Genomic DNA, 14,181 nt, shown 5'->3' with positions numbered 1-14,181 from the left:
TTTAGAGGGTTTGTTTCGCCGAAATCTGAGCTATTTTTGACCAGTGCAGCTCTAAGCTGCCAATAAATCACGACCAATAATAAGCTTCATAATTTCGCTGGTGCCGCCGTAAATGCGCTGTACTCGTGCATCGGCATACGCCCTGGCGATGGGGTATTCGGTCATATAGCCATAGCCGCCATGCATCTGCACGCAATCGTCTACCACCTTACACTGCAATTCCGTCGCGAGCAGTTTTGCCTTGGAGGCATCGACTGCACTGAGGGCTTTACTCAAGTGTAATTCAGCGCAGCGATCGACGAACGTGCGCATCGCCGTCACCTCGGCATCGAGCTGAGCCAACTGAAACTGGGTGTGTTGGAAATCAGCAATGCGTTTACCGAACGCCGAGCGCTCTTTGACGTAGGCTACGGTCATCGTCAAAGCCGCTTCAGTTGCCGCTACCGCAGAGGCGGCAATTGTCAATCGCTCTTGGGGCAGCTCCTGCATAAGGTACATAAACCCCATGCCCTCTTCCCCAAGCAAATTCTCCTTTGGCACCTTCACATCATTGAAAAACAACTCCGACGTATCTGCCGCTTTCTGACCGACTTTGTCTAAATTGCGGCCGCGCTCGAAGCCGGGCATGCCGCGCTCAACCATTAACAGGCTGAAGGCCTTTGCACCGGCATCAGGTGCGTCATTCGTGCGACAAACCACAATCACAACATCGGCCTGCTGCCCGCTGCTGATAAAAGTTTTGGCACCATTGAGAACATAATGATCGCCGCAATCGACGGCGGATGTGCGAATACCTTGCAAGTCTGAACCGGTACCGGGCTCAGTCATCGCAATAGCCGTGACAATTTCTCCAGAAATACATTTGGGCAAAAATTTCTGCTTTTGCGCTTCGTTTCCTACGTTCTCGATGTAGGGCACCACAATATCTGAGTGCAAAATAAAACCGACACCAGCCATGCCCAGGTCAGACAGCTCTTCACCCACAATGACGTTGTAGCGGTAGTCTGCACCAGCGCCGCCGTAAGCTTCAGAAACGGTGGGGCATAAATAGCCCTGAGCACCCGCCTTCGTCCACAGGCTTCGATCTATTTCCCCGTCCTTCTCCCACTGGTCGTAATGGGGAACCGCCTCTGCTTCTAGAAATCGGCGAAAAGACTCACGGAATTGCTCGTGCTCGGAATCAAATAATGTTCTTGGAATCATGATGAGGCCCTTGCCTATTCGTTTTAAAGTACACCGCTTAATCAATGTTAATCGTTTTGCCGCCGGCACAGAGAAAGCACGTCCAAGCTTATGTATCTGGGATCTGAGCCGTTATTGGGGCCTTAGCGGCTGCCGGCACCTTAACGGTTGTAAGTAGCGCTCCAACAAAACGCAGCGCCCTACGACAAAGCCCGCGCCCAAAAAACGCAACCGTAGTTGGTGTTTCAGCCACGCCTGACGCGCGCGTCAAGACAACTGCGGGCCATGCCCACTTGAGGGACCTAACACTCGATGAACCGCAGACAGTGCCCCGGAAACCTCAAACCAAGCTTAAGGTTTCTTTAGCGTAGAAAAACATACGCGAAGTTCAAATTAAACCACAACGCCAGTAAATTCAATGACAACAACAGAAATCACCTGTGCCCCACCCAAAAGCACAAGATGCTAATATGCCGCGCTTCTTACCAACATAGAGAGAAACGCAGTGACAGGTGCAGATGTATTGATTAAAGCGTTGGCAGACGCGGGTGTGGAAGTCTGTTTTGCGAATCCCGGCACCTCGGAAATGCAGCTCGTCGCCGCTATCGACGGCGAACCCCGAATGCGGGCTATCCTTGGTTTATTCGAGGGTGTTGTTACCGGCGCCGCAGATGGCTACGGCAGAATGGCAGACAAACCGGCGCTAACGCTGCTACACCTTGGCCCAGGATTCGGTAACGGCTCTGCAAACCTGCACAATGCCCGTCGCGCCCAGTCTCCAGTGATTAATATGATTGGCGACCACGCAACCTATCACCGAAAATTCGACGCACCACTCACATCCGATATTGAAGGCTTTGCCTCTCCCGTCTCCGATTGGATTGGGCACTCTGAAAGCCCCGAGCAACTCGCCGAAATTGGTGTCGCAGCCTTGGAGGCGGCCCAAGTTTACCCGGGGCAAATTGCCAGTTTCATCGCACCAGCTGATCATGCTTGGTCAGAAACCTCCGCAGCCGCCCCAAAAGCTAAAGCGCTCACGACACCCCGCGTTACTGACGACACCATCGCGATAACGGCCCAAGCACTTCGCCAAGGAGATACAAGCGCCCTATTTTTGGGTGGCCGAGCCCTGCGAGCTGATGCCTTGTGGCAGGCTGGCAGAATCGCTGCGGCTACCGGCGCTCGCCTTATTAGCGAGACATTTTGCGCACGCATTCAGCGAGGGGCTGGCCGTGTTCCCGTTGAGCGATTACCGTATTTTGGCGAACAGGCCGCCGAGTTTCTCCAAGATATGGAGACCCTTGTTGTGGTGGGGTCTAAAGCGCCCGTCTCATTTTTTGCCTACCCTGATAAGCCCAGTTATCTGCCAGCCGAAACAGCTGATGTCCTAACACTGGCCGACGTGCGCCACGATGCACTGGATGCTCTCACACGGCTAGCGGATGCCCTCGATGCACCGGAATCGCCGGCCGTGTTACAGGCAGCCACCACCCATGCGCTGGAACCCGGGCCCATGAATATGTTGGAGCTGGGTAAAGTCATCGCCAACCACCTTCCCGAAAACGCAATCGTTTCAGATGAAGGGGCCACCAATGGCATGGGTGCCTTTGCTTACACCGGTTATTCGGCTCCCCACGAGTGGCTCATGCTAACCGGAGGTGCTATCGGCCAAGGGCTGCCCTTAGCCCTGGGAGCAGCAGTAGCCTGCCCTGATCAAAAAGTTATCGCCCTGCAAGCAGACGGTGGCGCTATGTACACCGTGCAATCACTTTGGACCATGGTTCGGGAAAACCTTGACGTCACCGTGGTCCTTCTCAACAACAGCTCTTATGCCATCCTCAATATTGAAATGGAGCGTGTCGGTGTAGTGAATCCTTCTGACAAAGCACGGTCTTTACTCGACTTGAGCAATCCCACTATCGACTGGGTACATATTGCCCAAGGCATGGGAATGTCCGCTAGCCGCGCAGAGAGCGTGGCTGACTTTGATCAGCAGTTTGCTGATGCAATGCAACAACAGGGTCCGCGCCTGATTGAGGTTATCTTACCCGGTTACATGTTTTCCAATCTCCAAGGCTGACTCGAAGCTGACCCAAAGGTGTGGAAGGTTCCTCGGCCACTAAGCCGATGGCCACTCACCTTGTTACTAGCTAAACGTCTTAGGACACACAGTCTTTCAAAGAGCCCTTGAGCTCAACTATCTTGCTGGGTCGATAGGCAATAGAGTCTCCGGCGTCACCGGTCCTGTAATGACTCAGTGGTACTATGTCGTCATGACAACATGCATCCTAAGGGTAAGACTTCGCGTATACCTAAAGGTCATCCAAGGCTGCCCACTTATGGCTTCCAGCATTCCTAACTTAGTCTTACATCCGCGCACCAACCGCAGACGTGGTGGTGCATCGGTGCTGTGCTTGGCTGGCTTAATGACGCTAGCAACCGCAGGCTGCAGCGATGGCGATAAAAGCAGCACCAATGGAGCCATGGATTTTCGTCAGCGCAGCGGCGCCACCAACGTCGTGACCCAAGCTATCGTTGAGCAGCCACTAGTCGAGACCATTCAGGCTGTTGGTACTGCCAGAGCCCTGCAAAGCGTCGTTTTGTATCCCGAGGCTGCGGGCATCGTGCGCCGGGTGCAGCTCAGTGCCAATACTTGGGTCAATGTTGGCGACACGCTCCTTGAACTGGACACCCGTGATGAGCGGTTAGCCGTTGAACTTGCCGAAGTGCAGTTGGCCGACGCCGAGCGCTTAGTTAGGCGTTACAAGCAGGTCAACCTTGAAAATACCAACCTTCCGGAGAGCCAAATTGACGCGGCAATCGCCACGGCTGACACCGCGCGCATTACGTTAGATCAAGCTCAAGTCACCCTAGATCGACGGTTCATTCGAGCGCCCTTTGCCGGGGTTGTGGGCATCACTGAAATAGATGCTGGCGACCGTATCGATACGAGTACCCAAGTCACTACTCTTGACGACCGCAGCCAGCTGCTAGTGAATTTCGCAGTTCCGGAGGTTTATGTGGGGAAGATTTTGCCCGGGACCTCGGTTGAAGTGCGACTGTGGGATGGAGCAGATCAACCACTGTCTGGAGAGGTCATTGCCGTCGACTCACGAATAGACCCCACCTCAAGAGCGTTCGTTGCAAGGGCCGCCATCGACAATGCGTCTGATCAGTATCGCCCGGGTATGGCATTTGAAATAAGCGTTCGCGCTGAACGTGGCGCATTTAAAGCAGTTCCCGATGTTGCCGTACAGTGGGGAGCAGATGGTGCCTATATTTGGACATCCGTAGACGGCAAGGCTGTGCGCCGCGATGTCCAACTGGTGAAACGACTAGCGGGTGAAATACTCATTGAGGTAGATGCCCCTTTGGGCACTCGCGTTGTCACTGAGGGGGTTCAAGCCGTACGCGCGGGCGCGGCGCTCAAGGACCTCAACCCAGTAAGCAACGGTCAAGACACTTCCAGAACGGCGGCAGAGCTCCGCCCAGATCCGGATGCCCCCAACAATGGGTGATCGATTTGGCGGTGCGTTGAGCGGCGGCCTTCCCGAGCTAGGAGTCAAACGCCCCCTCTTAACACTGGTGCTCAATTTACTTATCGCTATAGCGGGTATCGCCGCGCTTATGGCCATTGAGGTGCGGGAGTTACCCGATGTCGATAGGCCATTGGTAATGGTCAGAGCACAGCTCCCCGGGGCATCGCCAGAGACAATGGATGCCGAGGTGACTCGTCTTCTCGAAGGCGCTGTGGCGCGGGTTACTGGCGTTCAGGAAATAAACTCTTCCAGCGAGGAAAATAACACGCGGATCTGGGTCGAGTTTCGCCCGGGTACTAGCGTCGACAAAGCCGCATCAGACGTGCGGGAAGCGGTGAGTCGTATTGAACGAGACCTTCCCGACGCCATTGAGGCGGTATCAGTTTTCAAAGCCGATCAACAAGGCGATGAAATACTCCGAATAGCGGTCAAGGCTGACAACCTTAGTGAGGAAGCCCTAGCAAGGCGTATCGAGCAAGATATTGTGCCGCGCTTTATATCCCTTCCCGGGGTTGCCGATGTGCCACTGTTCGGGGCTCGCGAACGGGTCTTGCGGGTTATTCTCGACCCTCTAAGGCTTACGAGCTACGGACTCACGGTGACCGATGTGGCCAGCGTGCTTCGAGGTGCTCCACTCGACGTCCCCGCAGGCAGCTTCAGAGCCGGGGAACAACAGCTTCTAGTGCGCGCTGATGCCGCAGTAACCCAAGAACAAGATATCGAGTCTTTGGTCATTCGAGACGGAATTCGGGTGAGCGACGTCGCCCGGGTGACTTTCTCACCTGCAGATGCCAACAGCATTGTGCGCTTAAACGGAGAACGGGTTGTCGGCATTGGTATCGTTAGACAAGCTGGCTCTAACACCATCGAAATCTCAGACGGCGTAAGAACCGCTATTGATAGAGTCAATGCCGACTCTGGCGAACTGACGCTGTCGATCATTTCTGACAACGCCGTCTTTATTCGAGGTGCAGTAAAAGAGGTGCTGTTCACGCTGGGCATCGCCGTGCTAGTGGTGATTGCTACCATTAGGCTTTTTTCAGGCTCGATGCGGCTCACATTAATTCCCGCCATCGCTATCCCCATCTCGTTGCTGGGCACTATGGCGGCCTGCTGGCTTCTTGGCTTTTCCATCAACATTCTCACCCTCTTGGCGCTGGTGCTGGCCACGGGGCTGATCGTTGACGATGCTATTGTTGTGCTTGAGAGCGTACAGCGACGGCGCGCAGCAGGTGACCCGTCAAGCGTTGCCGCAGTGATCGGAACCCGACGGGTTTTCTTCGCCGTCATCGCGACCACCGCTGTACTCGTTGCCGTATTTATTCCGATTGCCTTTTTACCCGGGACGGCGGGTCGCTTGTTTCGAGAATTTGGGCTGCTTTTGGCCATTGCAGTCGCCGTTTCATCTTTTGTCGCTTTGAGCCTTGTGCCCGCTGCAATGGCGAGACTCGCCACGCACAACCCGCGCACCCGCCGTGCCGACGCCCTAGGCGGGGTCCTGAGTCGCTTCTACCAGCGAAGCCTAAACCATGTGCTGCGCTGGCCAATTTTTGCCCTTTTAGTTTGCGTGGCGGCCGCCAGTGCCGCTGGCGCATTGTATTGGCAGCTGGACCGCGAGCTGCTGCCCCCAGAGGACCGAGGCACTCTCAATATATTTTCAAGGGGGCCCGATGGCGTTGGCCTTGCTTATGTTGAGCGTCAGGGTGATCGACTAGAAAATATTTTGGTACCTCTCATTGATAACGGTGAAATCGAAAGCCTCTACACCGTTATCGGCCGGTGGGATCCCAACATTGTGTTTATTAATGCGCGGTTGGTACCTTGGGATCAACGAGACCGTTCTCAGCAAGAAATTGCCGCAGAGCTCAAGCCCTTGTTCGCCAGTATTCCGGGTATGACCACCCGAATTTTCAGCGGCAACTCGCTAAACATACGCGGCGCTTCTTCTGGAGGCATTAGCCTGGCGCTACTGGGTACCGACTACGACAGTTTGTTTGCCGCGGCAAGAACCTACAGCGATGCCATTCGCCAGCAACTGGATAGTGTCAGCAGGCCACGATTGAGCTACGACCCATCTCAGCCGCAATTATCGGTGCAAATAGACCGCGAACGCGCTTCTGACCTTAATGTTTCACTCGACGATGTTGCCCAAACCCTGCGGGTTATGGTCGATGGCTTCCGAGTGGTTGACCTTAACGTTGATGATCAGACAGTGCCCATTGTTCTAAAAGCCGGCGCGGATAAAATCAACGACCCCAGCGACTTGGTCAACCTGTACATTCGCACCGCCAGTAACGCGGTGGTCCCGTTGTCGAGTGTAGTGACCCTCGCCGAACGCGGTGTCGCCGGTCAGCTAGACAGACGCGTGCAACGACGAGCGATTGAGCTAGACGTTGAAGTTCAACCTGGGGTTGCACTCCAAACCGCCATTGACGACCTCATGGCGCTATCGCAAGAAGTTTTACCGGCAGATATATCCGTTATTACTCGAGGAGAAGCTGCTGCCCTCGATGAGGCAACCCAAGATACCTTAATGAGTTATGGCTTCGCGCTGTTAGTCGTATTTTTGGTACTCATTGCCCAGTTTGAAAGTGTGACATCAGCTGTCGTCATTATGACCATCGTGCCCTTCGGGCTCGCCGCCGCTATTTTTGCGCTGTTTATGACGGGCACCTCGCTCAACATATATTCTCAAGTTGGGTTAGTAATGCTTATTGGCTTGATCGCAAAAAACGGCATTTTACTGGTCGAGTTCGCTGACCAGTTGCGAGATGAGGGGCTCTCCGTGCGTGAAGCGATCGCAGAAGCCGCCCACACCCGGTTACGCCCTATCGCCATGACGCTGGTCTCAACGATTGTGGGGGCTGTGCCCCTGATATTAGCCTCAGGACCCGGCTCTGAGGCCCGCGAAGCCGTGGGCTGGGTGGTCTTTGGCGGACTGGGCCTAGCCGCAATTTTCACCCTCTACCTGACACCGGTGGTATATCTAGGGATTGCACGACTCGCAAAGCCTCGGGGCACCGCAAAAAAGCGTTTGGAATCGGAGCTGGCGACCTTGGACAACTAGCGCTCACACGGGCACCACATTCATAAGCGGAATGAGATACAGATGCCGAGCAACGATAGAAAGATGTCCGGAAGGACATAGTAAAATTCAACTAGTAGCTTTGAATTGGAGAATTTACGGGTGAATTTCATTATGCGCACCGTTAACAAATATCAATCAGGCCTGCTCGGTGTTTTCGCGCTGTTGATTCAGAGTTGCACAACCATTCCTGAAGCATCACCCGTTCAGCAGGCGCTAGGCCTATCCACGATTTACAGTGGGGATAATTTTGGCCAGCGTCCCAGCATACAGACCCCGGAAGATATTCATCGGCTTACGGAAAAACAACAGGCCGATTTTCTCGCCTATCTCAATAAGCCACGATTCGCCAATACCGAAAAGAACGAAGCTTTATTTGAATATCTTCAAGACAAGGTAGAAGGCTACCAATATGAGGGCGTTACACTGAGTGCCTCTGATGCACTTTCTCTCAACGGTGGAAACTGCATGACGCTGGCCATACTGACGTCCGCACTAGCACAAATCGCAGGCATAGAAATTGATTACGAGTTAATGGATGACATACCCCTCTACGAGATCAACGACCGTACAATATTGAAAGGCGTTCACATCCGAACCATTCTCTACAATAAAAACTATAGTACAGAAGAAAATTTGCTACTCCTCTCCAGACCAGGCATCAAGATCGACTACTTCCCCACCAATCGGCAACGCTTTATCGCCAATCTTGACGAAAATGATTACCTGACCATGTACTACGATAACGTGGCGGTCGAAGCGCTCATGGCAAATGACCTGAACCGGGCCTACTGGTACAGCATGGAAGCACTCAGGTACTCATTAGGCAGTTCTTCCACGATCAATATGCTCGCCATTCTCAATCGTCGACAAGGTGATACTGAAAAAGCAGAACAGCTTTATGTCTATGGGATTGAACACGCTGAAGAAAAACTCACCCTCTTAAAAAACTATCATAACCTGCTCATTAACCTGGGCAGAACCGAGGATGCAGTCAGCATAGAGAAGAGACTTCAGACTCTTGACGACCCAAGTCCTTTTCACTGGATACAAATTGCAAGATCAGCCTATGAGAGCGGTGAATATCAGCAGGCCATCAACTATTTCAATAAGGCGATGTCGCTCGCCCCTTATCTTCATGAAGCCCAACTGGGTATAGCTCAGTCTCTTTATGAAACCGGTGAACTGCAGCGTGCTGAAAAGGCATTGGAAGCGGCTATCGAGAAGGCGCAAAAACGCAGTACCGTTAGCCTGTATGAAGCCAAACTTGCCAGTTTACGATCAGAAATTTAACGTCCTTTTAAAGCTACTGTTCAACAGGTACTGACAAGTTAAAACCTCTAGCCCGAGAGGATGAAGTCTCCAAACTCAAACCACATTTTACCCGCTAGAACACGGGAACAGGCGTCCAGATAAAGTTCAACGCGACCCAGTCGCCCTGCAGTCGCGCCCTACCCTCATACTCTTTGATGTACCGCAGTGAAACGTTGAATTGAGGCGTAAACCAGTAAGCCGCCTCCACACCGAAGGCATGCACTTCGCCCTTAGCATTGGGATCCAAGCCCAAATCGGTGATCGTCGGCCTCTTGTCTTTCTCGACTTGCCACTGGCTGTAACCGGAAATGCCCACTTCGACGCGCTGGCTAAGATACTGGCTGTAGCCGTACTCAACAGAGACATGATCCCCGGGCGTGACGTCAGTATCTTCCTGCTCACCATGGAACTCATAGGTGACAGCAAACTCCAGGGCTGCGGCCCGCGCCTCATCCAGGTACCAGTAAGCCGAAGTCTGAAGTTGGCCGGTCCAAAATCCCAGGCCAATGCTGTCGCCGTCTTCCGCGTCGTACTTACCCGAGGGCAGGTAAGCCCCCGCACCTAAGGCAATATCATAGCGCTCGCCTTGCCATCCCAGCCAAATGGGCTGGACGAAGGTGTCGCCAATGCCAATGGCATCATTGTCGCCGCTGCCCCCTTGATCCAAAACCGACAGCTGCGCTGACACGGAGCTTTTACCAATGTTAGGCGCCACATAAAAGGCGTAGTTCGCACCCAGAATTTTTTTTTCGGTTGACCAAAGAAAAACTGGTGCAATAGCCAGCACATCCACATCAGTATCCAGCTTGACCTCACCGCCCTCGGACTCAAAATTCAGGCGCTTGTTACCGTCACCATCGATATAGCGATCCGCCGAGAAGTACGCGTTGTACTGGGCATAAAAAAATCCGGGCACGGGTGGCACGGCCAGGTCCCGAATACTCACCACACCGGGCGCGTAATGGCCCATTTCCCTGGCCTGGGAAATGGATACGTTGCAGATCAGCGCAATGGTGATGATGCCCGCCACACTAATTTTCACAGGATACTCCTTGATCAAAATGGATTTTGCGCCTTCATTAACAAACCTAATCAAAGAATGAGCCCTTAGAGACGCCGGATTAAACGAGACTGATCTCTTATACCGCGACCTCAATGTGACGCTCTGCTTATGCAAGGCAAAGTCATTGTTAAACTTTTGTTTGTTATGGTAAATGCGCTCCCTCATGAGATCAAGGAGCGTTTGCAAATCATCACGCCGTCACAAAATTACGGTCAATTTTTTAAGGTAGCGATAACGTATATAGCTTTTACGGTCTATTTTCTTGCCCTGTGCCTCGCCTAAACCTTCGTCACTACGGACGAAAGTCGCGGTCTTTGATCTTTATCAGGCCGCCCATAATACCCACATAGGCGGCGCCATCGGGACCAATTGAAATAGCCCCGTAGTGGTTGTTAAAGAGCCACCCTGTACCAGTGTGTAACTTATAAACAGGCTCTCCTGTATGGAAATCTACAGCGGTGAAATACCAGGCGTGCAAATCAGCAGGATTGGCCTCGTGACGGGTGTAAAGATAGATCAAACCGCTGGCTTCGGAGACTTTGGGCACTGCAGACGGAGACGTTATTTTCAGGTTTTCCCATACGGTTTCACAGCCGCTACCGTCTGTAAGAATATCGACGCGGGCAAGCCCCGGCTCTGATGTCGGCACATTTTTGGGGCCCGAGTAACCGAAATTGTTTTCAGCGATAAGTGAGCGCCCTACCGACGCCAAAGAATTTTCAGTCGTGCCTTTATCCGCAGGAAAGATCCCATGCTTACAGACTACAGCCCCGTCATCTTGGTCATAGACCATGACATTAACCTGGCCATCTGCGTTATCAGTGATCGCTACGTAATCTCTCCCCACTAAAGTGGGTGTGGTGCCTGATCCGAAACCCATAGTGCCCTTTTTGGCTGCGCTGCCGCGATCATATGCCCGTCGCCATTGCATGGTTAAGTGACCCTCATTGCTACGTTGGAAGCTGTACATAGCATGGCTGGAAACTACAAAAACGCCTTTTTCCCCAACAGCGAGAGCGTTATCGATGCCTTCCTGCGCGCCATGGGTATTTAGTAAAACAGCAGCACCATCTTTGCCGTCGGCTGTGACCATGCCAACAACACCTGCCCGAGTAATAAACCAGTAGTTACCCTGCCAGTCTGGCATCACGTCGATAATTCGATGTGGCCCGGTGCCAGCAGAATCCAGCAAGTTGGCAATTGGGATACCTTCTTGCAACGACCATTGGTAATCGCCGTGGTGCTGCGTCAACTCCCACAACTGAATCGCCATATCATTGGTGGCCAGCAGCACCCTGTCCTGACTATCCAAATGGAAGTAAACACCGCCGCTAAACTTTTTCCCGATGGGCAGCCAACGGGTAATCACCTGCCTAGCGAGTATCTCCAATGTGTCTGGATTACGCGCCACCAGGATGACACCAAAGGGTGTCACGCAAGTGCCGATCATCTGACCCTTGCTATTAAAAGTCTGGGCGACACAACTGCCAAGCCAGCGATGGAACTGCCGTGTACTGACTTCCGGCTGCACACCTAGAGGACCTGCCCAGGGATAACTATCACTCTGGGCAGCGTCGTTATGCATACTGTTCAACCCTGCCGGTGCGAGGACTGGGTGCTGAAAACGTTGGGATTTCTCAACTACCGGTCTCGCCGCCGCTGGCGAACCTAAAAATGCCGGTACTTCGACAGTGCTAGAAGGCGTCGGCCTGGCCGGATCTGACTCAAGATATAACCATCCCGCGCCTAAAACGGCCAGGACTATTGCCAGTACCACCGCAAAAATCTTCATCGCGCAACCTCCGGTGAACCAGTCGTCGCGACTTGGTCCGTTTCTGCCAATATGGCGCTAAGCTGGACCAACAAAGAGCGTTGGCCCAGCGCGGTTTTCTACCATAACAATATGAGATCTCGGGCAACAGGCAATGGAACTAAGAGAATCGCATCCCCAAATATTTATAAGGCTCTGGCAATAACTTCAGCACGATCAGCAGCCGTATCCACTGAAAACAGAACCCAGCCCCGGCGGCGCTAAAGTGACTCCTGAACAATCTGGCACCGGTCAGAAAACAACGGCTCACTGCCCTTTCAAAAAAGACCTTCTTATTTTCTACGGTTAATACAGTCAACAAATTCGATGCAGATAATTTTCTCCAGATCAGAAAGCCAAGTCGACAGCACCAGCAAGAGTGTCTACTCTCATTTGCAGCAAACTCAAATGTGGCTGTAGCGTTATGAGGTTTTTTTCGGTGTACCCGCAGATCACAATACCGTTGCTTGCGGTGCTTGGTATTCTGTCGGTACAAGCTCGGGTCTGGGCCGAGCCGGTTGTGGCTGTCAGCCAAATGCAATGGATTCACGGCAGTGCCGATTGTAGTGAGGGCACTAACCCGCCGATCCAGGTGTTTCAACAAGATACATCTACTTGGGTGCTACGACAGAACAAATGCCTAAGTTTTGAGGCGCCCTTCATGTACCTGCTGTTGGGAGATGACCGCGCCCTGCTGTTGGATACTGGAGCCACGGATAACCCTGAGAGTTTTCCCCTGTTTACAACGGTGCGGTCGCTAATTGGCGAGCGATCGTTGCTGGTTCTCCACTCTCACAGTCATGGCGATCACCGCCGGGGTGATGAGCAGTTTTCCGGTCAGACGGGCGTTGAACTTGTGGCGCCCAATGCGGCCGGCCTCCAAGCATTTTTGAACAGAGCTGATCGCACTGGAAGTGACCACAGCATTGAGCTTGGGGGACGCGAGGTAATTGTTATCGAAACGCCCGGACACCAAGAAGAGAGTATTACCCTGTACGACAGCCAGACCCGATGGCTGTTAACGGGAGATACGGTTTATCCGGGCCTGATCTATGTAAAGGACTGGAAAGCCTATCGCGAGAGCATCAGCCGGCTTGCCAGTTTTGCCCAGAGCCATGAGCTCGCGGCCGTGCTGGGTGCACATATTGAAATGACAGATAAAGCTGGAGAATACTACCCAATTGGCACCGTCTATCAGCCCCATGAAGCGCCCCTGCCCTTGAGCCCGGAGGTATTGCAGACACTGGATACAGCCCTAGCTAAAACGGACGGTAAAGAAACTGTGCAGCTCGATGAGTTAGTGGTTCAGCCGATGAATGCTTTGCAGCGAACGCTGAGTAATGTGGCCAGATTCCTCACCCAGTAGTAGAGAAGCATTTCTAGCCTGTTGTTGATCGCCATGCATGGGCTTGGAAATCTCTCTTGAGTTGTGAGGTAGCACCGCCCCTGAATTCTGGGCTACTGAAAGAGATCTTCATTGCCAGGGGGCGATTCTGGAATACTTGCAGAAACCGGTAATGTCAGCCCAATATCGTCTTCGCTGGGACGATTTACCCGCGTGCTCACCTCATGGCATTGCACCCGATGAGTCACCGCACTGGCAAACAAATCATGGCCTTGCAGCCAGTGTTCAACGCCCCGCGCCTCCAACAGCACCGGCTGACGATGGTGAATGGGCGCAACCGTGTCCAATGCACTTCGGGTAACAATGGCGCAACCGCTGGTGTCGTTGTAAAGGCCGGCAAAATACAGCAGCTCGCCTTCAATGTGGTGATACCAAGGCCGCTTTTTCCCCTCCACACGTTGCCATTCATACCAACCGTCTGCCAATAGCACGCAGCGCTGAGTTCGACGAAAAGCGGGTTTTTCACGAAGGGTTTCACTTCGGGCGTTACTCAGGTGCATAGGCTTTTTGGCCCAAGGAGGGGAAAAGTCCCAAGGCATCATGCGATGCTCGCCCTGTTCATCTCGCGTTAACACTGAGGAACCTGGCGCGATATTAAAACGATCAGCCGTCTGTAACCCAAGGGCATTAAGCTCGGGTCGCTGGGTAACACTGAGCGTGTAGCGTCCACACATTGTCAGATAACTTCGCTGGTCCTGCTGATTGCGCATTGTCACCCATGTTAGGGCGCCATGCGAGGGGGCTAGGAGCTAGAATACGCCGGGACCTGTACCGGCATTACCG

The 14,181-nt window shown here is 53.1% G+C and carries 9 protein-coding genes; 5 read left to right on the top strand and 4 right to left on the bottom strand.

Annotated elements, in window-relative coordinates; genetic code table 11:
- Window positions 1-51: 51 nt before the first annotated feature.
- On the bottom strand, window positions 52-1,203 hold the full coding sequence (locus ACMAZB_RS05155) for an acyl-CoA dehydrogenase family protein (RefSeq protein WP_435215018.1): 1,152 nt from the start codon (window positions 1,201-1,203) through the stop codon (window positions 52-54).
- A gap of 484 nt (window positions 1,204-1,687) precedes the next feature.
- Between ACMAZB_RS05155 and ACMAZB_RS05150 the strand changes: the two genes are divergently transcribed.
- The 4 genes from ACMAZB_RS05150 to ACMAZB_RS05135 all read left to right on the top strand — a co-directional run bounded on the left by ACMAZB_RS05150 (window position 1,688) and on the right by ACMAZB_RS05135 (window position 9,099).
- Window positions 1,688-3,262 (top strand): acetolactate synthase large subunit, encoded by a 1,575-nt coding sequence (locus ACMAZB_RS05150; RefSeq protein WP_435219677.1) that lies wholly within the window; start codon window positions 1,688-1,690, stop codon window positions 3,260-3,262.
- 259 nt (window positions 3,263-3,521) lie between these two features.
- The gene (locus ACMAZB_RS05145; RefSeq protein WP_435219676.1) at window positions 3,522-4,700 is read left to right on the top strand and encodes an efflux RND transporter periplasmic adaptor subunit; all 1,179 of its coding nucleotides are present in this window, start codon (window positions 3,522-3,524) and stop codon (window positions 4,698-4,700) included.
- A complete protein-coding gene (locus ACMAZB_RS05140; RefSeq protein WP_435219675.1) occupies window positions 4,693-7,788 on the top strand; it encodes an efflux RND transporter permease subunit in 3,096 nt (1,031 codons plus the stop codon). Before ACMAZB_RS05145 ends, ACMAZB_RS05140 begins: the two co-directional genes overlap by 8 nt.
- 120 nt (window positions 7,789-7,908) lie before the next feature.
- Entirely contained in the window at window positions 7,909-9,099 is a 1,191-nt protein-coding gene (locus ACMAZB_RS05135; RefSeq protein ID WP_435219674.1) for a tetratricopeptide repeat protein, read from the top strand.
- Between the two features lie 94 nt (window positions 9,100-9,193).
- Here ACMAZB_RS05135 and ACMAZB_RS05130 read toward each other — a convergent pair whose 3' ends face one another.
- Together ACMAZB_RS05130 and ACMAZB_RS05125 are read right to left on the bottom strand one after the other, a co-directional pair.
- Window positions 9,194-10,162, bottom strand: coding sequence for a SphA family protein (locus tag ACMAZB_RS05130; RefSeq protein ID WP_435219673.1), 969 nt, complete (start codon window positions 10,160-10,162; stop codon window positions 9,194-9,196).
- Between the two features lie 313 nt (window positions 10,163-10,475).
- Window positions 10,476-11,975 (bottom strand): hypothetical protein, encoded by a 1,500-nt coding sequence (locus ACMAZB_RS05125; protein ID WP_435219672.1) that lies wholly within the window; start codon window positions 11,973-11,975, stop codon window positions 10,476-10,478.
- A gap of 442 nt (window positions 11,976-12,417) precedes the next feature.
- Between ACMAZB_RS05125 and ACMAZB_RS05120 the strand changes: the two genes are divergently transcribed.
- Window positions 12,418-13,359: an MBL fold metallo-hydrolase gene (locus ACMAZB_RS05120; RefSeq protein WP_435219671.1), complete on the top strand. Its 942-nt coding sequence runs from the start codon at window positions 12,418-12,420 to the stop codon at window positions 13,357-13,359.
- Window positions 13,360-13,451: 92 nt separating this feature from the next.
- Here ACMAZB_RS05120 and ACMAZB_RS05115 read toward each other — a convergent pair whose 3' ends face one another.
- Window positions 13,452-14,108: an SOS response-associated peptidase gene (locus ACMAZB_RS05115; RefSeq protein WP_435219670.1), complete on the bottom strand. Its 657-nt coding sequence runs from the start codon at window positions 14,106-14,108 to the stop codon at window positions 13,452-13,454.
- Window positions 14,109-14,181 lie beyond the last annotated feature (73 nt).

The organism is Luminiphilus sp. nBUS_07 (assembly GCF_051201685.1).
In the GTDB taxonomy this organism is placed as follows: domain Bacteria; phylum Pseudomonadota; class Gammaproteobacteria; order Pseudomonadales; family Halieaceae; genus Luminiphilus.
This window is presented reverse-complemented; position numbering and strand designations above follow the sequence as displayed.